This window comes from Pseudomonas sp. E6002 (genome assembly GCF_013385565.1).
Lineage (GTDB): Bacteria > Pseudomonadota > Gammaproteobacteria > Pseudomonadales > Pseudomonadaceae > Aquipseudomonas.
The window spans coordinates 281,937-306,633 of record NZ_JACAPT010000027.1; the positions used below are offsets into that span (position 1 = coordinate 281,937).

Here is a 24,697-nt window from a genome sequence, read left to right on the forward strand (position 1 = left end):
ATACCTGCAATGGAGCTGCATGTGTTTGCCAACCTGCTGATTATCCTGGCCTCCTCCCTGGTGGTGATTGCGCTGTTTCGTCGCCTGCAACTGCCGCCAGTGCTGGGCTATCTGTGTGTTGGCCTGGCCGTGGGCCCCACCGCCCTCGACTGGGTCAATGACAGCGAAGAGTTGCCAGACCTTGCCGAACTGGGTGTGGTGTTCCTGCTGTTTTCCCTGGGCCTGGAATTCTCCCTGAGCAAAATGCTCAGCCTGCGCCGGGTGGTGTTTGGCTTGGGCAGCCTGCAGGTACTGTGCTGCGGGTTGCTGCTGGGCGGTTTGCTGGCACTGTTCGGCCTGTCGCCGACCACCGCGCTGTTGCTCGGTGCGGGACTGGCACTGTCGTCCACCGCCATCGTCAGCAAGGAGCTGACCAGCCTCGGCGAAATCTTCAGCAGCCATGGCCAGAATGCGATTGGGGTATTGCTGTTCCAGGATGTAGTGGCCGTATTGCTGCTGACCCTCGTGCCAGTGTTCGCCGGTAACAGCGAGCAAGCCTGGTACTGGGCATTGCCACTGACCCTGGGCAAAACCGTGGTGCTGTTCCTCGGCCTGCTGCTGGCCAGCCGCTGGTTGCTGCCGCGTTTGTTCCGTGAGGTGGCGGCGTCCCATTCGGCCGAATTGTTCGTGCTGCTGGCACTGGTGATCGTACTGCTCACCGCCTGGCTGACCCACTTGCTGGGCCTGTCCCCGGCACTCGGTGCGTTTCTCGCCGGCATGCTGCTGGGGGAAAGCCATTACCGCCATCAGATCGAAGCCGATATCCGGCCGTTTCGCGACATCCTGCTAGGACTGTTTTTTGTCAGCATCGGCATGCTGATCGACCTGCAACTGTTCGTCAGTCATAGCCTGTTGATTCTCGGCCTGACCCTCACGCTGATGTTGATCAAAGGCTGTGTGGTCGCGCTATTGGTGCAACTGCGCGGCAGCGACGGTGAAACCGCCTGGCGCAGCGGCCTGGCGCTGGCCCAGGGCGGCGAGTTCTGTTTCGCCTTGATGGCGCAAATGCAGCAAAGCCGCCTGATGCCCGCCGACATCAGCGGCCTGCTGCTGGCTGCCACCTTCTGCTCGATGCTATTGACTCCGCTGTTGCTCAGGGCTGCACCCGCGATTGCCCTGCGCCTGCACCGCAAGCCCAACCAGCAAGTACAGCTTGAAGAGATTACGGCCCTGAATGCCGAGCTGCGCGACCACGCGGTGATCTGCGGCTACGGCCGGGTTGGCCAGTCCATCGGGCGCTTCCTGCACCGTGAACAACAGGCGTTCATTGCCCTTGATGACGACCCGGAGCGAGTCCAGGAAGCGTCTACCGAAGACAGCGCCGTGCATTACGGCGACTGCCGCCGTGGCGCCCTGCTCAGCGCGGTCGGCCTGGAACGTGCGCGCCTGGTGGTGATCGCGGTGGACAACAGCGACGTCGCCCTGGCCGTGCTCAACGAAGCGCGGCGGATCAACCTGACCGTGCCGATCCTGGTACGCACCCGCGACGACAGTCAGCTGGCCGAACTGAAAGCCGCCGGCGCCACTGAAGTGGTGCCCGAGTTGCTGGAGTCGAGCCTGATGCTCGCCTCCCATGCGTTGATCCTGCTGGGGTTGTCGGAGCAGCAGGTGCAAGGCCGTGTCGATGAAGTGCGCCAGAGCCGGTATCGGCTGTTACATGGCTGCAACCAGAACGAAGGGGACGCGCCCCTCAATCCTGACTGACCGCGCCAATCTTGTGGATCGACAAATCCGCGCCGTAATACTCCTCTTCCTGACTCAAGCGCAGGCCATGCACGCGTTTGATCACGCCATATACCAGGAAGCCACCGGCCAGCGCCACCACCACACCCAGCGCGGTGCCGATCAACTGGCTGATCAGACTGACGCCGCCCAAACCGCCCAGGGCGGTCTGGCCGAAGATCCCGCAGGCAATCCCGCCCCACACGCCGCACAGCCCGTGCAACGGCCATACACCCAGCACATCGTCGATTTTCCAGCGATCCTGGGCGGCAATGAAGAACCAGACGAACAAGCCGCCCGCCACCACGCCGGTCACCAACGCGCCCACCGGGTGCATAAGGTCGGAACCGGCACAGATCGCCACCAACCCGGCCAATGGACCGTTGTGCAAGAAGCCTGGGTCGTTACGGCCGATCACCAATGCCGCTACCGTGCCACCGACCATCGCCATCAACGAATTGACCGCCACCAGCCCGCTGACCCCGGACAGGGTTTGCGCACTCATGACGTTGAAGCCGAACCAGCCGACGATCAAGATCCACGAGCCCAACGCGAGAAATGGAATGCTCGACGGCGCGAACGCCACCAGGCGCCCTTCCCGATAACGCCCCTGCCTTGGCCCCAGCAACAGCACCGCCGCCAGCGCCAGCCAGCCGCCCATGGCGTGCACCACGACGCTGCCGGCAAAGTCATGGAAGCTGGCGCCGAAGGTGGCCAGCAACCAGGCTTGCAGGCCGTAGTTGCCGTTCCACACCATGCCTTCGAAAAACGGGTAGATGAAGGCTACGATCAACGCAGTGGCACACAGTTGCGGAACAAACCGTGCACGCTCGGCGATTCCCCCGGAAATGATCGCCGGGATCGCCGCCGCGAAGGTCAGCAGGAAGAAGAACTTCACCAGGCCGTAGCCGTGGTCGGCGCTGATCACCGCCGCCGGTTGCATGAAGGTCACGCCGTAGGAGATCCAATAGCCTATAAAGAAATAGGCCAGTGTTGAAATCGCGAAGTCACTGAGGATTTTCGACAGGGCATTGACCTGGTTCTTCTGGCGCACCGTGCCGACTTCCAGGAAGGCAAAGCCGGCGTGCATGGCCAGGACCATGACCGCACCAATCAGAATGAACAGCGTGTTGGAGCTGTGGACGAGGGTGTCCACCGCGCTTTGCAAATTTTCCATGGAGGATGGCAGGCCTGCACATGCAGAAAAAAGCACCAAAGCAGTTCATGACCTTCATGATGCGCACTAAATTGGCACCAGCGGTCCGACCCTCGTTTGAGGCCGTGAACCGCTTTGGCGCAGCGATCATTGAAAAAGGCAGAATCCGACAGGGTTTTTCCGCGAGTTTTTAGTTATTTAGGGTAAGGTTTTTCAGGGTTTGAGCCCCAACCGCCCGGATTCAGCGCAAGGCCCCGGGCCTGCGCACCAAGGCAAAGCAAAAGCTGTACCAGACAATTGCAGTGAACCTTCACCGACACCGGTGACTCGAAACCAGAAGTAAACAGACCAGCCACTCACGGAGATAACCATGGCCAGAAAAACGGCAAAGACTGCTCAAGAAATACTGATGGCGGATTTTCAAACCCTGGTCAGCGATACCGAGAAGCTGCTGGACGACACGGCGATCCTCGCCGGTGACCAGGCTGACGAGCTTCGCAGCAAGATTCACGAAAGCCTGCTCAAGGCCCGTGAAACCCTGCAACTGACCGAAGACTCCCTGCGCGAACGCGGCCAGGCGGCGGTCACGGCCACTGAAGACTATGTGCAGGCCAACCCCTGGCAGTCCGTCGGCATTGCGGCCGGCGTGGGCTTTTTGATCGGCCTGCTGGCTACAAGGCGCTAATCATGTCTATCGGCGAATCCGGCTCGTCCACGGGCCCAAGTTCTACTTCACGGCGCCTGGGCGCGGCTGTTCTGGGTTTGCTGCACAGCCATGTCGAGCTGTTCGGCATCGAGTTGCAGGAGCAGAAAGCCCGCACCGTCAGCCTGTTGCTGTTCGCCGGCCTGGCGCTGGTGTTTGCCTTGCTGTTGCTGGTGGGTTTGTCGGCGCTGGTGATGATCCTGGTGTGGGATACCTACCGTCTGACCGGGATTATCAGCCTGTGTGTGTTCTACATACTGGCCGCAGCATTCTGCGGGTTGCGCCTGAAGGCGGCGGTGTTCGATGAGTCCACGCCGTTCCACGCCACCCTCGAAGAGCTGGCCAACGACCGGGAGCGCCTGCTGCCATGAGCATGACTGAATTGCCGCAAAACACTTCCCGGCGAGAAATGCGCAAGGCGTTGATCCGCCTGCGCATGGAAATGCACCGCCAGGAAATCCGTCACGAGTCCCAGCAACTGATGCTGCCGCTGCAAAAGGTCCGCAACATGGGCCAGAGCTGGCAGGACGGTTTTGGCATCAAGCACGCGCCGCTGTGGGGCGTGGGCGTGGTGACGCTGCTGGGGTTTCTCACCGGCAAAGGCGCCAAGGGCGGCGGAATCGGCACCATGACCCGCCTGGTGCGGCTGGGTGCCGGCCTGATCCCGCTGATCAAACTGGCCATGCAAGGTGCTTCGCGCAAAAGTTGAGCGTGCTGGCTGCATTCTTGCAAACAGATCAGGCCCGGCCCTCTCCATTGAGGGCCGGGCCTTTTTTATTTCCGGTCTTTTAAGGAGGCCCCGTGATCGACGGGCAACCGCTCGCCTGCTTCCAGCCATTCATCGACACCGCCACCGGCCGCATCGCCGGCGTAGAAGCCCTGGGCCGCCTACGCCAGGCGAATGGCCAACTGCGCTCGGTGGGTCCGCTGTTCGCCGACCCGCGCACGCCCTCGGTGGCCTTGCGCCGCCTGGACCGGCAGATCCGTGACAATGCCCTGAGCCGCCTGCATGAAGCCCCGCAGGAGTGGTTCCTCAGCCTGAATATCTCGCCACGCTGGATCACCCGCCTGCGCCCGGGCCAGGCACTGCCGAGCCTGAAGCAATTGCAACTGCATAACGTCGACCCGCGCCGCATCGTGTTCGAGATCACTGAACTGGGCGGCGATATCCTGCGCCTGGCCGAAGTCGTCGAGCGCTACCGCGAGGCCGGCGCGCGGATTGCCATTGATGACTTCGGCGCCGGCTATTCGCAGCTGGACCGGGTGCTGGCCTTGCAGCCGGACATTCTCAAGCTGGACATGCGCCTGTTCCAGGCCGCGGCCCGCGGTGGCCCGAGCGGTGAGGTGGTACGGGCACTGGCGCAAATGGCGGAAAAAACCGGCTGCTGGATCATCGCCGAAGGGGTGGAAACCGAGGCCCAACTGAATTTCGCCCTGGAATGCGGTTCGCGTTATGTCCAGGGCTACCTGTTCGCCCAGGCCCAACTGGACTGGTTCGACACCGACGCATTCGTGCCGCGCTTCGCCCAGTTGCGCACCGGCTATGTCCAACAGAAGCTCGCCGAACGTGGCCGGATCATGCAACTGCGCCAGCAACTGGCGGAGCTGATGCAGATCCTGCAAACCTGGGCCCACACCCGTGCACCGCTGAGCCACCTGCCGCAATTGCCGGCGTTTCCCTGGCTGCTGCGTTTTTACCAGTGCGACCGGCATGGCACGCAACTGACACCCAACTTCGAATGGCACCAGGGCGCCTGGCAAGCCGACAGCCGCTACCTGGGCCACAACTGGTCATGGCGTCCGTATTTTTATCATTTGCTGGCCGAAGGTTGGGAGGAGCGGCGGCTGACCCTATCCTCAACCTATCGCGATGCCACGACCAACCAGTACTGCCTGACTGCCGGACAATTCTTTGATAATGGTCAGCGCCTGCTGTTAATCGATATCGACGCCGCCGGCCTGTAGTTTTTCGCTTGCGAAGGCCTGGCTGAACCGGGAAGCTGGGAGCAGTCATTCACCGCACGGAGAGTACCCGCCTTGGATTGGCCCACCCTGCTTACCCGCGAACGCCTTGGAAAACCCCTGCACAGCCCGGAAGAACTGGGGCGCAGTCCGTTTCACAAAGACCATGACCGCATCATCTTTTCCGGTGCGTTTCGCCGCCTGGGCCGCAAGACGCAAGTGCACCCGGTGACCAGCAACGATCATATCCATACGCGGCTGACCCACTCCCTGGAAGTCAGTTGCGTGGGACGATCCCTGGGCATGCGCGTAGGCGAGACCATCCGCAGTGCCCTGCCCGACTGGTGCGACCCGAGCGACCTGGGCATGGTGGTGCAGTCGGCCTGCCTGGCCCATGACATCGGCAACCCACCCTTCGGCCATTCCGGCGAGGACGCGATCCGGCACTGGTTCCAGCAAGCTTCAGGCCGTGGCTGGCTGGATGACATGAGCAGCGCCGAACGCAATGACTTCCTCAACTTCGAAGGCAATGCCCAGGGCTTCCGGGTACTCACGCAACTGGAATACCACCAGTTTGATGGTGGCACCCGCCTGACCTACGCCACCTTGGGCACCTACCTGAAATACCCCTGGACCGCCCGCCACGCCGACTCCCTGGGCTACAAGAAACACAAGTTCGGCTGCTACCAGAGCGAACTGCCGATCCTGGAGCAGATCGCCCAGAAGCTCGGCTTGCCGCAGTTGGAAGAACAACGCTGGGCCCGGCACCCGCTGGTGTACCTGATGGAGGCAGCTGACGATATCTGCTACGCGTTGATCGACCTCGAAGACGGCCTGGAAATGGAGCTGCTGGAATACGCCGAGGTCGAGTCACTGCTGCTGGACCTGGTGGGCGACGACTTGCCGCAAACCTATCGGCAACTCGGCCCGCTGGATTCCCGGCGACGCAAGCTGGCGATCCTGCGAGGCAAGGCCATCGAACACCTGACCAACGCCGCGGCCCGGGCGTTCGTCGAACAACAGGACGCGCTGCTGGCCGGCACCCTGCCGGGGGACCTGGTGGAACATATGCACGGCCCGGCCAAGCGCTGCGTGCTGGATGCCAAGGACATGGCCCGCAAGAAGATTTTCCAGGACAAGCGCAAGACCCTGCATGAGATCGGCGCCTACACCACCCTGGAAATCCTCTTGAATGCCTTCTGCGGCGCGGCCCTGGAACAACATGGCGGTCGCACCCCGTCGTTCAAGAACCGACGCATCCTCGACCTGTTGGGCAATAGCGCCCCGGATCCCTCCTGGTCATTGCACGCGTCCTTCCTGCGCATGATCGACTTTATCGCCGGCATGACTGACAGCTACGCCAGCGAGATGGCCCGCGAGATGACCGGCCGCTCCAGCCCGCAATAAATCGGAGCCCTGGCTGATGGCCAGGGCGACTTTTCAAAGAATCGCCCTACGCACGGAACAGAGCGGCCTGATCGAAGTTCTTCCCCGCCGCGATGAATAATCGCGCGCCCTGACCGCAGTCTTTCGACCTGCTCCTGCGCCCGATAGCTGGCGGGCCCATTAACTTCTTACTACACGCCCTGGTGGAGCGTCTTCAGGGCTCTTGTCCATTCCATGGAAAAAACCATGCTCGAACAACTTCGCATCCTGTTGGTGGAGGATCACCCCTTTCAATTGCTGGCCACCCAATGCCTGCTACGAAACTATGGCTACCACGACCTGGCACTGGCCGAGAATGCAGAACAGGCAATGCGGCTGATGACACAAACCGACGTGCCATTCGATATTCTGCTCTGTGATCAATGTTTGCCCGACTTGCCCGGGCTGGAGTTGATTGAAATTGCCAACCGCAGAGGCTTTATAAGGTCCGCGATATTGCTCAGCGGCCTGCCCGTCAATGAACTGGAACACCTGATGGCCCAGGCATCCCGACGCAACTTTCCATTACTTGGCTATTTGTCGAAGCCGTTAAGCCACCTTGAGCTGAATGAACTCATACGCCAATCACGCCTTACTCGCTCAACAGAAAAGTAGGAAGTTAAACACCCGGGCAATCCGAAAACGCCTCTTTATAACGCTGCCCTCTCACGACCAGTTACTTTTAAATTCCACCCACGCAAAACTCTTACACCCAAACAACAAACACCTCACAGAGCGTAATCCCTTGCTTTTTTTGATGTAGGATTATTCTTGTTTTACGTTTGTTCCACATCAAGTTCATCCTCCTTCATTGCCATGTGAGCTAATGTGCCGACTTTATTTTCGCCTGTATGGAATTTGATCATGAACTCAGTTTTTATTATTGACGACCACCCCGTCATCCGACTTGCCATTCGGATGTTGTTAGAACACGAAGGCTATAAAGTAGTGGGAGAAGCCGATAACGGTTGTGATGCGATACAAATGGTCAAGGAGTGTCAGCCTGACCTGATTATCCTTGATATCGGCATTCCGAAACTCGATGGCCTGGAAGTGCTGTGCCGGTTCAACGCAATGAGTACGCCGACCAAGACGTTGATACTCACTGCCCAGACCCCCAAGCTCTTTGCTACCCGGTGCATGCGCTCCGGCGCGGATGGCTATGTGTGCAAGGAAGGTGACTTGAGCGAACTGCTCAGTGCCATCAGGGCGGTCTTGTCAGGTTACAACTACTTCCCGAGCCAGGCCCTTAACGGCAGCACTAACGAAACGGATAACAATGAAGAGCTTGAACTGTTCAAAGTCGTCAACGATCGTGAACTCATGGTATTACAACTTTTTGCCCAAGGCCGGACAAACAAGGAAATCGCCAAGGGCATGTTTCTCAGCAACAAAACCGTCAGCACTTACAAAAAAAGGCTCATGCAAAAACTGAAAGCCAAATCCTTGGTAGAACTTATCGAGATGGCAAAACGTAACGCGCTAGTGTGAGAAATCGGATGCCCAGGCGATTAAAGGACTATCTAATCATATTGAGTATCGGGGTGTGCCTCAGCACTTCCGTGCCTGCCGAACAAACTGTTCCCGAGCAATATGCCCTGCTGGGGCGTGCCGGTGCCGTTCAACTGGACACCCCCCTGAACAAGACACAGCGCCAGTGGCTGCAGAACAAACGGGAACTGATACTGGGCACCTCTGCACCCGACTATCCGCCCTTCGACATCACCTCCAGCGGGCGTGATTATGAAGGGCTGACTGCCGATTACGCCGGGCTGCTGGCCAGGACACTGGCGATACCGCTCACCGTGTTGCGCTACTCCTCCCGTGAAGCCGCGATCCAGGCGCTGGCAAACGGCGAAATCGATTTTCTGGGGTCTGCCAACGGTTTTGAAGCGGCGAATCCCGACATCGTCCTGTCACTGCCCTACGCAGTGGATCAGCCGGTACTGGTGACCCGTGAAGGTGAGAACCGCGACCTTGGCGACGGCCTGGCCGGCCTGCGCCTGAGTCTTGTCTACCATTACCTGCCCATGGACGAAGTGCAGGCGCTGTACCCCAAGGCGACCATCCACGCCTACCCGTCCTATCAAAATGCCTTGAATGCCGTGGCATTCGACCAGGCTGACGTATTCCTGGGCGACACCATTTCCACTCACTACATGATCAACAAGGGCTACCTGAAAAATATCCGCATGGCCAACTTCGGCAAGCACGAGGCCCACGGGTTCAGCTTCGCCTTGCGCAAGGATCAACCCATTCTCCTGAGTATCATCGACTCAGTGCTCGATGGCGTATCAACCTATGAACGTGACAGCATCGCCAAGCGCTGGAGTGCGGGCAGCGACATTCTGCTGACCGACCGCAAGCTGCAACTGAGCCTGCGCGAAGAGCGCTGGCTCAAGGACAACCCCGTGGTGAAGGTGGTGGTCAATGAAACCCTCGCCCCCCTGACGTTCTTTGATACCGACGGCAACTTCCGAGGCATCACCGCCGACCTGCTGGAGCTGATCCGCCTGCGAACCGGCCTGCGCTTCGAGATTCAACACGTGCGTGACGTCGCCAACATGATGGAACTGGTGCAGACCGGCGCAGCCGACATCATCGGCGCAATTACCCCCAGTACCGGGCGCGAGTCCCAGTTGAACTTCAGCCGCCCCTACCTGGAAAACTCCTACGTATTACTGACCCGTAAAGAGCCGGGCGCGCCCACAAGCCTTCAAGAACTGGCCGGCAAGCGCCTGGCGATTACCCAGGGCAATCAGCTGGAAAAATTCCTGCAGCAGGCATTTGCCCAGATAAACCTGGTGGAAACCGGGGATACCTTCAAGGCATCGGAATTGCTGGCACAGGGGCAAGTCGACGGCGCAGTGAACCCTTTGGTGATCGCCAACTACCTGCTTTCTTCTCCGGCATTCCAGGACAAACTGCAGATCAGTTCCAGCATCGGCACGTTGCCTGCGACGTTTGCCCTGGCGACGTCCCGACACGCCACGGAGCTGAGTTCGATCCTGGACAAGGCACTGCTGAGTATCGCCCCGGATGAGATGGCGGCGATCAACAGCCGCTGGCGCGGCTACAACGCAGCGTCCGATGGCTACTGGCGCAATTACCATCGCCTGATTGCCCAGATCATCATCGGCACCGGGCTGCTGCTGTTGATTTCCCTGGCCTGGAACGGCTACCTGCAGCGCCAGATCAAGCACCGAAAACTGGCCGAGCGCGCCCTTAACGACCAGTTCGAGTTCATGCGGGCGCTGGTCAATGAAACGCCCCATCCGATCTACGTACGCGACCACAACGGCTATCTGCAGACCTGCAACGACAGCTACCTGCAGACGTTCGACATCAAGCGTGAAGACGTCATCGGCAAAAGCATCACGCAGATGAGCATGGCCCTTGAGACGGAGGCGGCGCAGTACCATGCCGACTACCAGCGGGTAGTGGCCGAGGGTAAACCGTTGATCCTTGATCGCACCCTGCACGTGCACGGGAAAAAACTCACGATCTACCACTGGATCCTCCCCTACCGCGACTCCGTGGGCGAGGTCCAGGGCATCATTGGCGGCTGGATCGATATCAGCGAACGGCGCCAGTTGTTCGACGAGTTGCGCGCCGCCAAGGAACGCGCCGACGAGGCCAATCGCGCGAAAAGCACGTTCCTGGCCACCATGAGCCACGAAATCCGCACGCCGATGAACGCCGTCATTGGCATGCTGGAATTGACACTCAAGCGCGCCGATCAGGGTCATCTTGATCGCCCTGCGATCGAGGTCGCCTACAACTCGGCCAAGGACCTGCTGGAGTTGATCGGCGACATTCTGGACATTGCACGTATCGAGTCCGGTCGATTGAGCCTGGCCCCGGAGCGGGTCAACCTGCGCGAAGTCATCGAGTCGGTGGTCCGCGTGTTCGATGGCCTGGCGCGCCAGAAAACCCTGAGCCTGGTGCTGGAGTTCACCCCCGATGTCGAGGATACCGACGTACTGATCGACCCTCTGCGGTTCAAGCAGGTGCTCTCGAACCTGGTGAGCAATGCGATCAAGTTCACTGAACGCGGGCAGGTGAAGATCAAGGTGCAGCTGAAGGCGACCGGGCAACCTCAACAGATCGAGATGAAACTGGTAGTGGAGGACACCGGCATCGGGATCAATCGCGAAGACCAGCTACGCCTGTTCGAGCCGTTCGCCCAGGCCGACAACTCCGGGCACCTGGCCAGGAGCGGCGCCGGCCTGGGCCTGGTGATCTGTCGCAGCCTGTGCGCCATGATGGGCGGGCAATTGAGCCTGAGCAGCGTGCCCATGGTAGGCACCCAGGTCCACGTCAGCCTGAAGATGACCAGCCTGCCGCCGGTCAAGGCCGTAGACAAGCTCGAACCGGCCGCGGCCACGCCGGCGCCAGTGCTCAACGTGCTGGTGGTGGATGACCATCCGGCCAACCGCTTGCTGATGTGCCAGCAACTGGGTTTCCTGGGGCATCAGTTCACCGCGGCCCATCATGGTGCTGCGGGGTTCCAGGCCTGGCGCCAGGAACACTTCGACCTGGTCATTGCCGACTGCAATATGCCGATCATGAACGGCTACGAATTGAGTCACTCCATTCGCGAGTATGAGGAGCGCGAGCAGAAAACTCCGTGCGTGATACTCGGCTTCACCGCCAACGCGCAGCCCGAGGAGAAACAACGCTGCTTTGACGCCGGCATGAATGACTGCCTGTTCAAACCCATCAGTCTTACTGCGCTGGAACAGCACCTGGCGCAGGTCGATCCGCTGCCCACCCGCAACGTGTTTACCCTGCAAAGCCTGGACGCGATGACGGGCGGTGACCCACAATTGAGCCGGCGTTTGCTCGAGGAGTTGCTCAGCAGCAGCCGGAATGATCGGGTCGAGCTGATGGCCATGCTGGCACGGCAAGCCGCGCCCGGCGACCTGATCGACCAGGCCCACAAGATCAAGGGCGCCGCCCGGATCATCCAGGCCGATACCTTGTCCGGACAATGCGAAGCGTTGGAGCAGGCGTGTGGCGAACGCGAGACACCACACGTTATCGAGGCGGGCATCAAGGCAATAGAGAAATCCATGCTTGAGCTGGAGAGGATGCTGCAGATGCAACTGGACGTGCTGGACTGTCGATAGCCTGCAGGAGCGAACTTGCTCGCTCCTGCAGGAGACTCACCCCATCAACAATCGGTCAACCGCAGGAAAATCGCCGCCAACTGCTCGATGCCGGCCTGATCCTGCGGGGTAAACCGCGACAGCGATGGGCTGTCCAGGTCGAGCACACCAATCAAGCGCCCGTCCTTGACCAACGGGACGACCAACTCGCTGTTGGACGCACTGTCACAGGCGATATGCCCCGGGAACGCGTGCACGTCTTCCACCCGCTGGGTTTGCCGCGAGGCCGCTGCCGCGCCGCACACACCGCGACCGAACGGAATGCGCACACAGGCGATCTGCCCCTGGAACGGCCCGAGCACCAGCTCTTCATTGCGGTTGAGGTAGAAGCCTGCCCAGTTCAAATCATCCAGCTGGTTGAACAGAAACGCAGAAAACTGCGCGGCATTGGCAATGAAATCCCGCTCATCCGCCAACAGCGATTCCAGCTGCGCATGCAGCATGGCGTAGCCATCGAGGCCGGTTCCAGCCTGTTGCAAATCAATCATGGTTGACGCTCCAACAACTTGAGGCCCACCCAGTAGCGGGCGAACTGATAGGCACAACGGCCGTTGCGATTACCGCGCCCGGTGGCCCAGCGCACGGCGAGGATGTCCAACTCTTCATCGCGTTGCCACTGCAGACCGGCCTTACTCGCCAACTCACCGATCCAGTGCTCGACCACATCCAGGAAGTGCTCCTGATTGAACGGGTAAAACGACAGCCACAAACCGAAACGGTCAGACAGGGCAATCTTGTCCTCCACCGCTTCGTTGGGATGCAGCTCGCCGTCTATGGTCTTCCAGTTCTCGTTATCGCTCTGGTTCTCGGGCACCAGGTGACGACGGTTGGAGGTGGCATACAACAGGACGTTTTCCGGCGCCTGCTCCAGGGAGCCGTCGAGTACGCTCTTGAGTACACGATAATCGCTCTCGCCGGCTTCGAAAGACAGGTCATCGCAGAACAACACAAAGCGTTGTGGCAATTTGATCAGTTGCTCGACCACCCGCGGCAAGTCCGCCAGGTGATCGCGCTCGATTTCGATCAGGCGCAGCCCGGCCTTGGCGTGCTGGGCCAGCAAGGCGCGCACCATGGACGATTTACCGGTGCCGCGCGAGCCCCAGAGCAGCGCATGGTTGGCCGGCAGGCCGTCGAGAAACTGTTGGGTGTTACGGGCCAATTGTTCGCGCTGTTTATCCACGCCGATCAGGTCGGACAGGCGCATATCCAGGCTGACTTCCAGTGGCAATAAAAAGCCGCTGCGACCTTCGCGCTGCCAACGGGCAGCCAGGCAATGGTTCCAGTCAACGGCTTCACGCGGGGCAGGCAACAAGGGCTCCAGGCGAGCCAGTACCGCGTCGGCACGCTCAAGAAAGGCATTCAATCGAGAATCCACGACTATTCCTCTGGCAAGTTCTTGTAAAAGATGGCGTATTGGCAACCCTGAGGCAGACCGTGCAGGGCTGCACCGAATAAAATCGATTCATGCCGGGCAAGTTTGAGCCTGTGGATGTTCAGCTATGCTTGCCGGGCGAAAGGAAACGTAAAGTGGTACAGCACCCGATGGATATCAAGTTCGCCCACCGCTTGTCTTATAAACAAGCCAGACTGACAGTGCTGGTCGGATTCGTCTTGGGAACCTTGCTCAGCCTGATACAGATTGGGATTGATTATGCCAGCGAAGACGCTTCCATCAACCGGGAAATACGTGCGCTGATTGAAATCAGCCATAACCCGGCTTCGCGCATCGCCTACAACATCGACGCCGAGCTGGCCCAGGAACTGACGCTGGGCCTGCTGCACTCCCCCGCCATCACCCATGCACAACTGGTCGACAACAATGGTTTGGTGCTGGCCGATGTCCATCGCCCGCGCAAGGAAAGCACCTACCGGCCCATCAGCGACTTCCTGTTTGGCGCCAACCGCCAATTCGAAGATCGGCTCTACCTCGCCCACATGCCCAACGATTCCCTCGGTGTACTGCGTCTTGACGTAGACACCTACGCGTTCGGCAGCCGCTTCCTGCACCGCGCCGAGATCACCCTGCTCAACGGCTTCGCCCGCAGCCTGATCCTCACCGGCATTCTGTTGGCGCTTTTCTACGTGATGCTGACCAAGCCGCTGGTGCGCATTATCCGCGAGCTGAGCTCACGCAAGCACGAGCGCCTGGACTGCCCGCCGGGGCACGAGCACGACGAGATCGGCGTACTGGTCAACGTCGCCAACCAACAGTTTGAAAACATGGAGACTGAAATCCAGCAACGCCGGCATGCTGAAAATCGCCTGACCGAATACCTCGGCCAACTGGAAGACATCGTCTCCGCCCGCACCACCGAGCTCAAGGCGATCAATCATCGGCTGACGCTGTCGAACGACGAGCTGGAAGCGGCGAAGATGACGGCCCTGGGCATGGCCCAGGCACGGGCGGCGTTCCTGGCCAACATGAGCCATGAAATCCGTACACCGCTGAACGGCCTGCTGGGGATGATCGCCCTCTCCCTCGACAGCCCGCTGAACGCCGAGCAACGCCAGCAACTGTCGATCGCCCATGACTCCGGCAAAGTACTGGTGGAGCTACTCAACGATATCCTCGACCTGTCGAAGTTCGACGCCGGCCAACTGGAACTGGAAAGCATCCCGTTCGACCTCGGTTCACTGGTGGAAGACACCGCCAACCTGCTCTCGCAAAACGCCGCGCCCAGCGTGGAGCTGACGTGCCTGATCGACCCGCAGTTTCCCGCCCAGGTGCTGGGCGACCCGACGCGGGTACGGCAGATTGTCAGCAATTTGCTGTCCAACGCCCTGAAGTTCACGCGTTTCGGCCGGGTGGATGTACGCCTCAGTGCCCAGGCCGGCCGGGTCAGGATCGAGGTGTGCGACACCGGTATCGGGATCGCCCAGGATGCCCAGGTCAAGATTTTCCAGCCGTTCACCCAAGCCGGTGCGGGCATCACCCGCCAGTTCGGCGGGACAGGCCTGGGCCTGGCGCTGACCCACAACCTGTGCGAAGCCATGAAGGGCCGCCTGAGCATCAGCTCGGAAGCTGGCTTTGGCAGCCAGTTCTGTGCCGACCTGCCCTTGCCGACCCACTTGCCGGCGGTGCGCCTGGCGCCTTTGGCTGGAGATGTAATCGCCATCACCAGCACCAGCAGCGGGCTGGCAGAACTCCTCACCAGCCTGCTGCCGAGTTGGGGCCTGGCTCCGCGCTGTTATTCCATCGACGATGACTTGAGCGGGCAGAATCCCGACCTGCTGATCACCGACTGCCCCGAATGCCTGTTCCGCCTGCGCCCGATGATCACCGCCCCGATCCTGGTGGTAACCGCCTACGGCAACTTCATGCCCAGCGAAGAAGTCGCGGCCCTGGCCCCCTTGCAGCAACAGGCCCGCCCCCTGAGCCGCACCGCGCTGTACCAGGTCCTGCAACGCAACTTGCGCACCGATCCGGACCTGGTCCTGGACCTGATCCAGCTGGAAACCGGCCCCCTCGCCCACCGGGCGCGCATCCTGCTGGTGGAGGACAACCCGGTCAATCAACTGGTGGCCAAGGGCATGCTCGGCAAGCTCGGGTGCGAGGTAATCGTCGCCGCCCACGGTGGTGAAGCCCTCAAGCTGCTGGAAGAGCAAAGCTTCGACATGGTGTTGATGGACTGCAATATGCCGGTGATGGATGGCTATGAGGCCAGTCGGCAGATCCGCCGCAGCGGGCGCTGGCCGGACTTGCCGATCGTCGCCTTGACGGCCAACGCCATGTCCGAGGAACGCGAGCGCTGCCGGGCTGCGGGCATGAACGATTACCTGGCCAAGCCGTTTCGCCGGGAAGAACTCAAGGCCTTGCTCGATCTGTGGGTGCCGACTACGACAAGTCTTTGATCTGGCGCAACAGCTGATCCAGACCGTCACGCAAGGCATCGGCCTGGTTCAGATCAACGCCGCTGTCACACAACAGGCGGGCCTTCAGCGGCTGCACCCGGTCGCGCAGGTGCCGGCCTTCATCGGTCAGGCTCAGGTGCACTTCACGCTCATCCAGCGCACTGCGCTGACGCCGCACCAGGGTAAGCTGCTCCAGGCGCTTGAGCAGTGGCGTCAGCGTGCCGGAATCCAGCAGCAGGCGCTCGCCCAGGGCCTTGACCGTAGGCTGCGACACCGCTGCAGCCTGCCATTCCCACAGCACCAGCATCACCAGGTATTGCGGATAGGTCAGGCCCAACTGATCGAGCATCGGCTTGTAGGCCCGGGTGACTGCGCGGGAGGCGGCGTAGAGCTTGAAGCACAGTTGGTCGTCGAGGGCCAGGGACAGGTCGGTCATTTGAGCAGGGCTTCGATCTCTTGGGTCAGGTCCTGGGGCTTGGTGGTCGGGGCGAAGCGCTTGACCACCTGGCCGTCGCGACCGATCAGGAACTTGGTGAAGTTCCACTTGATGCCCTTGGAGCCCAGCAATCCCGGGGCCTGCTTTTTAAGCTGTACGAACAATGGGTGGGCATCGCTGCCGTTGACGTCAATCTTCTTGAACAGCGGGAAACTGACACCAAAGTTCAGCTCGCAAAACTCCGAAATGGCGCCTTCGTTGCCCGGCTCCTGCTTGCCGAACTGGTTGCAGGGAAAGCCCAATACCACCAGGCCCTGGTCCTTGTAATGCTGCCAGAGCTCCTCAAGCCCCTTGTATTGCGGGGTGAAGCCGCACTTGCTGGCAGTGTTGACCACCAGAATCGCCTTGCCGGCGAAATCGGCCAAGGTCTTTTGCTCACCCTTGATGGTGGTGCAAGGGATGCTCAGCAGGTTGTCGCTCATGGCAGTGCCTCTACAGAGATAAGAAAGACTGAACGATAGTAGGCAATTCAATTGTGTGCAATTTAATTGGCGGGACTTATGCCTTGATATAACGGCCCCTGCGGGCACGAAGCCCGCAGGAGCCTGACGGCTCAGCGCGGTACCAGGTCCAGGCACACCGAGTTGATGCAGTAACGCAAACCGGTCGGTGGCGGCCCGTCCGGGAACACATGGCCCAGGTGCGCATCGCACTTGGCGCAGGTGACTTCGGTGCGGATCATGCCGTGGCTGATATCCCGAATCTCGACCATGGCCTGCTCGGCGATCGGCTCGTAGAAGCTGGGCCAGCCGCAGCCGGAGTCAAACTTGGCCCTGGAATCGAACAGCGGCTCATTGCAGCAGATGCAGTGGTAGACGCCGTCGGTCTTGGTGCCGTTGTACTTGCCGCTGAACGGTCGCTCGGTGCCTTTGAGGCGGCACACGTTGTACTGCTCCGGGTCGAGCATGGCTTTCCATTCTTCAACGGTTTTCTGCAACTTTTCCATCGGTACACCTCGGCAACTGAAAAAGCCTGATCTGTGTCTTTTCCATGGATCAGGCGGCACGTATGATTGCGCCTCTTCAAAGCGCCAGTCTGGCACCCGCGTTACCGGCATTCAAACGTATTTATGGGTCAGGCCAACGCAGGATTCTCAGCACGGTAGTCTTCACACCGTCTGGATCGTTCATTTTCAGGATCACATCGCCATGCAGGTCAGCAAATCGAACAAGCTCGCCAACGTCTGCTACGACATTCGCGGCCCGGTGCTCAAGCACGCCAAACGCCTGGAAGAGGAAGGCCATCGCATCCTCAAGCTGAACATTGGCAACCCGGCACCCTTTGGTTTCGAAGCGCCGGACGAAATCCTCCAGGACGTGATCCGCAACCTGCCTACCGCCCAGGGCTACAGCGACTCCAAAGGCCTGTTCAGCGCGCGCAAGGCCGTCATGCAGTACTACCAGCAGAAGCAGGTTGAAGGTGTCGGCATCGAAGACATCTACCTGGGCAACGGCGTGTCCGAGCTGATCGTCATGTCCATGCAGGCCCTGCTCAACAACGGCGACGAAGTGCTGGTTCCGGCTCCCGACTACCCGCTGTGGACCGCCGCCGTAACCCTGGCCGGTGGCCATCCGGTGCATTACCTGTGTGACGAAGGTGCCGACTGGTTCCCGGACCTGGCCGACATCAAGGCCAAGATCACCCCGAACACCAAGGCCCTGGTGATCATCAACCCGAACAACCCCACCGGCGCCGTCTACTCCAGGGAAGTGTTGCTGGGCATGCTCGAACTCGCGCGCCAGCACAACCTGGTGGTGTTTTCCGATGAGATCTACGACAAGATCCTCTACGACGACGCCGTGCACATCTGCACCGCCTCCCTGGCGCCGGACCTGTTGTGCCTGACCTTCAACGGGCTGTCTAAATCCTACCGGGTGGCGGGCTTCCGTTCCGGCTGGATCGCCATTTCCGGCCCCAAGCACAATGCCCAGAGCTACATCGAGGGCATCGACATGCTGGCCAACATGCGCCTGTGTGCCAACGTGCCGAGCCAGCACGCCATCCAGACCGCACTGGGCGGCTACCAGAGCATCAACGACCTGGTGCTGCCACAAGGCCGCCTGCTGGAGCAGCGCAACCGCACCTGGGAACTGCTGAACGCGATTCCCGGCGTCAGTTGCGTCAAGCCGATGGGGGCGCTGTATGCGTTCCCGCGGATCGACCCGAAAGTGTGCCCGATCCTCAACGACGAGAAGTTCGTGCTCGACCTGCTGCTGTCGGAAAAGCTGCTGGTGGTCCAGGGTACGGCGTTCAACTGGCCGTGGCCGGATCACTTCCGGGTGGTCACCCTGCCGCGGGTGGATGACCTGGAGATGGCCATCGGTCGCATCGGCAACTTCCTGAAGTCCTATCGCCAGTAATGGGCATTGCGCTGTACGGCCCACCCGTGGTCGTACAGCGATTATCTGGCAACACTTCTCTGCCCTGCGCGGGCGGTATCGCCTTTTACGCCTGCCGGCTCCACCCTTGCTCGGGCATCACCCTATAATTACAGGGCTGCAAGGTAATGGGGCGAGGCTGCCGAGCCACACCAGGCCTCGGAAATTCCCTTCAAGGCTCTACATTCAGGCTGTAGGACACAGTTTGAAATAGTCCCCCGGTTGAATAGCCCCATGCCGCACCTTATATACCCCGCAGTACGCGACATATTAAGCATGAGGAGAATTCTACAACCATGATGCGCATTCTGCTGTTCTTGGCCACTAACCTGGCGGTCGTGCTGATTGCCAGCATCACGCTGAGCCTTTTCGGCTTCAATGGGATCATGGCGGCCAACGGGGTTGATCTGAACCTCAATCAGCTGCTGATCTTCTGTGCGGTCTTTGGTTTTGCCGGGTCGATTTTCTCGCTGTTCATCTCCAAGTGGATGGCGAAGATGAGCACCAGCACCCAGATCATTACCCAGCCACGCACCCGTCATGAGCAATGGCTGCTGCAGACCGTCGAGCAACTGTCCCGCGAAGCCGGGATCAAGATGCCTGAAGTCGGGATCTTCCCGGCCTATGAAGCGAACGCCTTTGCTACCGGCTGGAACAAGAACGACGCCCTTGTGGCCGTCAGCCAGGGCTTGCTGGAGCGGTTCTCGCCCGACGAAATCAAGGCGGTGCTGGCCCACGAGATCGGCCACGTGGCCAACGGTGACATGGTCACCCTGGCGCTGGTCCAGGGCGTGGTGAACACCTTCGTGATGTTCTTCGCGCGGATCATCGGCAACTTCGTCGACAAGGTGATCTTCAAGAACGAACAGGGCCAGGGCATGGCCTACTACGTGGCGACCATCTTCGCCGAACTGGTACTGGGCTTCCTCGCCAGCTCGATCGTGATGTGGTTCTCGCGCAAACGGGAATTCCGCGCAGACGAAGCCGGCGCACGCCTGGCCGGTACCGGCGCGATGATCAGCGCCCTGCAGCACCTGCGCTCCGAACAGGGCTTGCCGGTGCACATGCCGAACACCCTGACCGCCTTTGGCATCAACGGTGGCATCAAGCAGGGCATGGCTCGCCTGTTCATGAGCCACCCGCCACTGGAAGAGCGAATTGACGCACTGCGTCGTCGCGGCTGATAGCGACAAGAAGAAGGGGCGATTCAATCGCCCCTTTTTTGTGGGCGCTCTTCAGCGCCTGGCCAACCGGTACACCCGCTCGTCCAGGCGCGTGACGCCGCCCTGAACAAACTTCCAGCTGTCCCCCAGGATGTCCTGCTCCTGCAGCACATCCAGGCTCCACCGGCCGCCCAGGAGCAATTGCACTTCCTCATCGCTCACCGCGAACGGCGGGCCGGCCTTCTGCGATTGTTCATAGTCGAGGGTGATCAACAGGCCACGACTGCCTCCCGCCAGAATCCCATTCAAGTGCGCCGCATACTGCTCGCGCATCAACGGTGGCAGGGCAATCAGCGCCGCCCGGTCGTAAAGCGCTGTGCAACCAACCACGGCACCGGCATCCAGGGCGAAGAAATCCCCGCACCACAGCTCGATGGAACCCGCCTGGAAAACTTTGAAAGCGCCGCGCTGGCTGACCTGCGGCATCAGCTCCTGCTCGCTGAAAAACTCTTCAACGGCCTTTTCCGACAACTCGACCCCGATCACCCGATGCCCGATGCTCGCCAGCCACACCAGGTCCAGGCTCTTGCCGCACAACGGCACCAGCACCTGCGCCCCGTTCGCCACGCCCAGGCCGGGCCAGTGACGCAGCAGGTAAGGATTCACTTCGGGCAAGTGGAAACCCGTCTGATTGCGCGCCCAACGCTCATGCCAAAATCCAGGTTCCATGATTCACCCTAAAACTTGATCAAATAGCGCTAAAACTTATATTAGATTTAGATCAATGATCTGATTGAAGATGGTCCCATCTTAACCCTCAGGACCCTACTCATGCTGCCCAGCCTGTTTATCTCCCACGGTTCGCCCATGCTTGCCCTGCAACCCGGTGCCAGTGGCCCGGCACTCAAGCGCCTGGCAGCCGAGCTGCCACGCCCCAAGGCCATTGTGGTGGTCTCGGCGCACTGGGAAAGCCAGGGGCTGCTCGTGACTGGCAGCGCCGCACCAGAGACCTGGCACGACTTTGGCGGCTTCCCACGGGAACTGTTCGCGGTGCAGTACCCGGCACCCGGTGACCCGCAGTTGGCCGCCCAAATCGTGCAGTTGCTCAAGGCTGACGGCCTGGAAGCGCGCATTGATGATCAGCGCCCCTTCGACCACGGCACTTGGGTGCCCCTGTCGCTGATGTACCCGGCGGCCGATATCCCGGTGGTGCAGGTATCGCTGCCAAGCCGCATGGGCCCTGCCCTGCAAACCCGTGTCGGCCACGCACTGGCGAGCCTGCGGGAACAGGGCGTGCTGCTGATCGGCTCCGGCAGCATTACCCACAACCTCGGCGAACTGGACTGGCATGCCGGGCCGGAGAGCATCGAGCCTTGGGCGCGGGATTTTCGCGATTGGATGGTCAGCAAACTGGCAGCCAACGATGAAGCCGCGCTGCACGACTATCGTCGCCAGGCACCTCATGCCGTGCGCAGCCACCCCAGCGACGAGCATTTGCTGCCGCTGTATTTCGCCCGGGGCGCCGGCGGTGAATTCAGCGCAGCCCACCAAGGCTTTACCATGGGTGCGCTGGGCATGGACATCTACCGTTTCGCCTGATTGCAGGCAAAAAAAATCCCCGAACCAGTCGGGGATTTTTTATGTTCGATCAATCAGCCCAAGGGCGGATCAATCTTCGCGGTAGCGACGCAGCTTCAACTGCTTACCGGCAACGCGGGTGTCCTTCAGCTTGGTCAGGAGTTTCTCCAGGCCATCTTCCGGCAGTTCCACCAGGGAGAAGCTGTCACGCACCTGGATGCGACCGATTGCTTCACGTGCCAGGCCACCCTCGTTGAGGATAGCGCCCAGCAGGTTCTTGGCAGCGATGCCATCACGCGCGCCCAGCGCGGTACGGCAGCGAGCACGGCCTTCAGCCAATGGAACCGGAGCACGACGCTCACGATCACCACGGTCCGGACGGTCGCCAGTACGCTCTGGACGATCACCGCGCGGAGCGTTGTTCGGCACCAGTGGACGTTCTTTCTCGATGGCAGCCAGGGTCAGGGCCTGACCGTTGGTAGCCTTGCGCAGCAGGGCTGCAGCCAGGGCACGCGGGGTGCAACCGATATCGGCAGTCAGGCGGTCCAGCAGATCGCCGTGGGTCGATTCAGCATCAGCCACCAGTGGCGACAGGCTGTTGGTCAGTTTCTTGATGCGCGCATCGAGAACGGCCTGGGCATCCGGCAGGCGGACTTCGGCAACTTTCTGACCGGTTACACGCTCGATCACTTGCAGCATGCGGCGCTCACGTGGAGTCACCAGCAGCAATGCACGACCTTCGCGACCAGCACGGCCGGTACGGCCGATACGGTGAACGTAGGACTCTGGATCGTAAGGCATGTCAACGTTGAACACGTGGGTGATACGTGGAACGTCGAGGCCACGAGCGGCAACGTCGGTCGCCACAACGATGTCCAGACGGCCATCCTTGAGGGAGTCGATCACGCGCTCACGCTGGTTCTGGGCAATGTCACCGTTCAGCGCAGCGGCTTTGTAGCCTTTGGCTTCCAGGGCGCTGGCCAGGTCCAGGGTCGCTTGCTTGGTGCGCACGAACATGATCAGGGCGTCGAAGTCTTCGACTTCCAGCAGGCTCAATACAGCCGAGGTCTTCTGGTCAGCGTGAACCAACAGGTGAGCCTGTTCGATCGCGGTAACGGTCTGAGTCTTGGTCTGGATCTTCACGTGTTGCGGATCGCGCAGATGGCGTTCGGCAATGGCACGGATCGACTGTGGCAGGGTAGCCGAGAACAGTACGGTCTGACGGGTTGCTGGCAGTGCCTTGAAGATGACTTCCAGGTCGTCCATGAAGCCCAGCTTGAGCATTTCGTCAGCTTCGTCCAGAACCAGGTGGTTCACGGTCGACAGCACTTTTTCGTCGCGACGCAGGTGGTCGCACAGACGGCCCGGAGTGGCGACAACGATCTGTGCGCCGTTACGGATTGCTTTCAGTTGTGGGCCCATAGGCGCGCCGCCGTAAACGGCCACAACGGTAACGCCCGGCATTTGCTTGGCGTAGGTTTCGAAAGCGGTTGCTACTTGCAGCGCCAACTCACGGGTTGGCGCCAGGATCAGGGCTTGCGGCTCGCGCTTGGCAGGATCGATGCAGTGCAGGATTGGCAGGGCGAACGCGGCGGTTTTACCGGTACCGGTTTGCGCTTGGCCAATCATGTCTTGGCCGGCCATGATGATCGGGATCGATTGCTGCTGAATAGCCGAAGGTTCTTCGTAGCCAGTCGCGATGACGGCAGCAAGAATGTTCGGGTTAAGATTAAAAGCGGCGAAGCCGCCGGTTTCCTGGGTCATGGGTCTGCCTCTAAGTGCATCCGCAAAGACCCATGCTCCAAAGCTGCGCATGCCGTGTTGAGACTCAAGAGTCGCCCTGGCTGCTTTGTCGGCGGGGATTTGCGAAAACGAATGAATGAAAAAGATTCGTCAAGGAAGAGTCCGCTGTGCGGACGTGCAGCCGAAGCTGACTTCGGGGAATTGCGCTACCTAAACGCGGCCCGGTTAAAGGCCGGCGCGCACTATACCGGAAATCGCTGAAAAAGGGAGCTTTTTTTATCGCAAACCGCAGGTAAACGCCTCTGCATCAAAGGCTTTGCGCATCCAGGCAGCAGGGTCTATTTTTCAAAGGCCCGGCCCTGTTGGTCATGACGCTTAAACGGTTCACCCTTAACAGCGGGCCCTTCGGTCCGAAACCTCCCTTTGCGCCCGAGGGCACACCCCATGAACCAAGCCACCAACAGCCGCGTCAGCCGTGAACAGCAGGGTCATATCCTGTTGCTGGGGCTGGATCGCGTGGCCAAGCGCAATGCGTTCGACCTGGAATTGCTCAATGATTTGAGCCTGGCGTATGGCGAATTTGATCGCAATGAGCAAGCGCGGGTGGCCATTGTCTTCGGGCATGGCGATCACTTTACCGCCGGATTGGACCTGGCCAATGTGGGGCCCACGATGGCACAAGGCTGGCAACCGCCGTTGGGTGGTTGTGATCCGTGGGGCGTTTTCGCGGGGCCCCGGGTCAGTAAGCCGGTGATTGTTGCGGCTCAGGGGTACTGCCTGACCATTGGTATCGAGTTGATGTTGGCGGCGGATATCAATCTGTGTGCCAGCAATACCCGGTTTGCGCAGATGGAAGTGCAGCGCGGGATTTTTCCTTTTGGGGGCGCGACGTTGCGCTTTCATCAGATCGCGGGGTGGGGGAATGCCATGCGCTGGTTGCTCACGGGGGATGAGTTTGATGCCCATGAAGCGCTGCGGTTGGGGTTGGTGCAGGAGGTGATGGCCAGCGAGGATTTGTTGCCCCGGGCGGTGGCGCTGGCAAACCGCATTGCCCAGCAGGCGCCGCTGGGGGTGCAGGCCACGCTGATGTCGGCGCGCCAGGCACGGATCGAGGGGGAGACCGCGGCGGCGGCCGGGTTGCCCGTTTTGGTGGAGAAACTGCTGAATAGTGAGGATGCCAAGGAAGGTGTACGGGCGATGATCGAGAAGCGGCCTGGGGTTTTTAAAGGCTGTTGATTGTGGAGGGGGGCTTGGGGCGGGGTACATATCCGTTATTTAGGTAACGGCCACTATTGGTTCCGCTCTTACA

General features: G+C 60.4%; 22 protein-coding genes. 14 read left to right on the forward strand and 8 right to left on the reverse strand.

What is annotated here, in order from left to right; all coding sequences use genetic code 11:
• Window positions 1-21 precede the first annotated feature (21 nt).
• Window positions 22-1,743, forward strand: a complete 1,722-nt coding sequence (locus HX815_RS22725; RefSeq protein WP_177028921.1) for a monovalent cation:proton antiporter-2 (CPA2) family protein — start codon at window positions 22-24, stop codon at window positions 1,741-1,743.
• Here HX815_RS22725 and HX815_RS22730 read toward each other — a convergent pair.
• Entirely contained in the window at window positions 1,730-2,938 is a 1,209-nt protein-coding gene (locus HX815_RS22730; protein ID WP_003209083.1) for an ammonium transporter, read from the reverse strand. The genes HX815_RS22725 and HX815_RS22730 overlap by 14 nt on opposite strands.
• 349 nt (window positions 2,939-3,287) lie before the next feature.
• On the opposite strand from HX815_RS22730, the gene HX815_RS22735 reads away from it, so the two are divergent.
• From HX815_RS22735 to HX815_RS22770, 8 genes are all read left to right on the forward strand, one after another.
• A complete protein-coding gene (locus tag HX815_RS22735; protein WP_003209080.1) occupies window positions 3,288-3,602 on the forward strand; it encodes a YqjD family protein in 315 nt (104 codons plus the stop codon).
• Window positions 3,603-3,604: 2 nt separating this feature from the next.
• On the forward strand, window positions 3,605-3,991 hold the full coding sequence (locus HX815_RS22740) for a phage holin family protein (protein ID WP_003209078.1): 387 nt from the start codon (window positions 3,605-3,607) through the stop codon (window positions 3,989-3,991).
• On the forward strand, window positions 3,988-4,329 hold the full coding sequence (locus tag HX815_RS22745; RefSeq protein ID WP_008432159.1) for a hypothetical protein: 342 nt from the start codon (window positions 3,988-3,990) through the stop codon (window positions 4,327-4,329). Before HX815_RS22740 ends, HX815_RS22745 begins: the two co-directional genes overlap by 4 nt.
• Before the next feature lie 92 nt (window positions 4,330-4,421).
• Entirely contained in the window at window positions 4,422-5,585 is a 1,164-nt protein-coding gene (locus tag HX815_RS22750) for an EAL domain-containing protein (RefSeq protein ID WP_008432158.1), read from the forward strand.
• Window positions 5,586-5,657: 72 nt separating this feature from the next.
• Window positions 5,658-6,989, forward strand: a complete 1,332-nt coding sequence (locus HX815_RS22755) for a deoxyguanosinetriphosphate triphosphohydrolase (RefSeq protein ID WP_003209075.1) — start codon at window positions 5,658-5,660, stop codon at window positions 6,987-6,989.
• A 225-nt stretch (window positions 6,990-7,214) separates the two neighbouring features.
• The gene (locus tag HX815_RS22760; protein ID WP_003209073.1) at window positions 7,215-7,622 is read left to right on the forward strand and encodes a response regulator; all 408 of its coding nucleotides are present in this window, start codon (window positions 7,215-7,217) and stop codon (window positions 7,620-7,622) included.
• Window positions 7,623-7,871: 249 nt separating this feature from the next.
• Window positions 7,872-8,498, forward strand: coding sequence for a response regulator transcription factor (locus HX815_RS22765; protein ID WP_003209072.1), 627 nt, complete (start codon window positions 7,872-7,874; stop codon window positions 8,496-8,498).
• 8 nt (window positions 8,499-8,506) lie between these two features.
• The gene (locus HX815_RS22770; RefSeq protein ID WP_177028922.1) at window positions 8,507-12,139 is read left to right on the forward strand and encodes a transporter substrate-binding domain-containing protein; all 3,633 of its coding nucleotides are present in this window, start codon (window positions 8,507-8,509) and stop codon (window positions 12,137-12,139) included.
• A 44-nt stretch (window positions 12,140-12,183) separates the two neighbouring features.
• Here HX815_RS22770 and HX815_RS22775 read toward each other — a convergent pair whose 3' ends face one another.
• Both HX815_RS22775 and HX815_RS22780 read right to left on the reverse strand, forming a co-directional pair.
• Window positions 12,184-12,666, reverse strand: coding sequence for a GAF domain-containing protein (locus HX815_RS22775; protein WP_003209067.1), 483 nt, complete (start codon window positions 12,664-12,666; stop codon window positions 12,184-12,186).
• Window positions 12,663-13,553: an ATP-binding protein gene (locus tag HX815_RS22780; RefSeq protein ID WP_003209065.1), complete on the reverse strand. Its 891-nt coding sequence runs from the start codon at window positions 13,551-13,553 to the stop codon at window positions 12,663-12,665. The genes HX815_RS22775 and HX815_RS22780 overlap by 4 nt, the downstream gene beginning before the upstream one ends.
• 167 nt (window positions 13,554-13,720) lie before the next feature.
• Here HX815_RS22780 and HX815_RS22785 point away from each other — a divergent pair, with 167 nt between their 5' ends.
• Window positions 13,721-16,030: a response regulator gene (locus HX815_RS22785; protein WP_177028923.1), complete on the forward strand. Its 2,310-nt coding sequence runs from the start codon at window positions 13,721-13,723 to the stop codon at window positions 16,028-16,030.
• Here the strand turns inward: HX815_RS22785 and HX815_RS22790 are convergent.
• The 3 genes from HX815_RS22790 to msrB form a co-directional block, all read right to left on the reverse strand.
• Complete coding sequence (locus HX815_RS22790; protein ID WP_087694772.1) at window positions 16,014-16,466, reverse strand: MarR family winged helix-turn-helix transcriptional regulator; 453 nt, start codon at window positions 16,464-16,466, stop codon at window positions 16,014-16,016. The two genes, HX815_RS22785 and HX815_RS22790, sit on opposite strands and share 17 nt — an antisense overlap.
• Window positions 16,463-16,948, reverse strand: coding sequence for a glutathione peroxidase (locus HX815_RS22795; RefSeq protein WP_003209061.1), 486 nt, complete (start codon window positions 16,946-16,948; stop codon window positions 16,463-16,465). The genes HX815_RS22790 and HX815_RS22795 overlap by 4 nt, the downstream gene beginning before the upstream one ends.
• Before the next feature lie 131 nt (window positions 16,949-17,079).
• Window positions 17,080-17,472 carry a peptide-methionine (R)-S-oxide reductase MsrB gene (msrB, locus tag HX815_RS22800; RefSeq protein WP_087694771.1) on the reverse strand — a complete coding sequence of 131 codons (393 nt, stop codon included), beginning with the start codon at window positions 17,470-17,472 and terminating at the stop codon, window positions 17,080-17,082.
• Window positions 17,473-17,674: 202 nt separating this feature from the next.
• Here msrB and HX815_RS22805 point away from each other — a divergent pair, with 202 nt between their 5' ends.
• Window positions 17,675-18,886 (forward strand): pyridoxal phosphate-dependent aminotransferase, encoded by a 1,212-nt coding sequence (locus HX815_RS22805; RefSeq protein WP_003209058.1) that lies wholly within the window; start codon window positions 17,675-17,677, stop codon window positions 18,884-18,886.
• A gap of 314 nt (window positions 18,887-19,200) precedes the next feature.
• Window positions 19,201-20,088 carry a protease HtpX gene (htpX, locus tag HX815_RS22810; RefSeq protein WP_003209055.1) on the forward strand — a complete coding sequence of 296 codons (888 nt, stop codon included), beginning with the start codon at window positions 19,201-19,203 and terminating at the stop codon, window positions 20,086-20,088.
• Window positions 20,089-20,139: 51 nt separating this feature from the next.
• On the opposite strand, the gene HX815_RS22815 is transcribed toward htpX, so the two are convergent.
• Complete coding sequence (locus tag HX815_RS22815) at window positions 20,140-20,796, reverse strand: thiopurine S-methyltransferase (protein ID WP_177028924.1); 657 nt, start codon at window positions 20,794-20,796, stop codon at window positions 20,140-20,142.
• A 102-nt stretch (window positions 20,797-20,898) separates the two neighbouring features.
• On the opposite strand from HX815_RS22815, the gene HX815_RS22820 reads away from it, so the two are divergent.
• A complete protein-coding gene (locus tag HX815_RS22820; protein WP_003209052.1) occupies window positions 20,899-21,666 on the forward strand; it encodes a class III extradiol ring-cleavage dioxygenase in 768 nt (255 codons plus the stop codon).
• A gap of 69 nt (window positions 21,667-21,735) precedes the next feature.
• On the opposite strand, the gene HX815_RS22825 is transcribed toward HX815_RS22820, so the two are convergent.
• On the reverse strand, window positions 21,736-23,409 hold the full coding sequence (locus HX815_RS22825) for a DEAD/DEAH box helicase (protein WP_003209050.1): 1,674 nt from the start codon (window positions 23,407-23,409) through the stop codon (window positions 21,736-21,738).
• A gap of 423 nt (window positions 23,410-23,832) precedes the next feature.
• Here HX815_RS22825 and HX815_RS22830 point away from each other — a divergent pair, with 423 nt between their 5' ends.
• Window positions 23,833-24,624 carry a crotonase/enoyl-CoA hydratase family protein gene (locus tag HX815_RS22830; protein WP_102368446.1) on the forward strand — a complete coding sequence of 264 codons (792 nt, stop codon included), beginning with the start codon at window positions 23,833-23,835 and terminating at the stop codon, window positions 24,622-24,624.
• The last annotated feature ends 73 nt before the right edge of the window (window positions 24,625-24,697 follow it).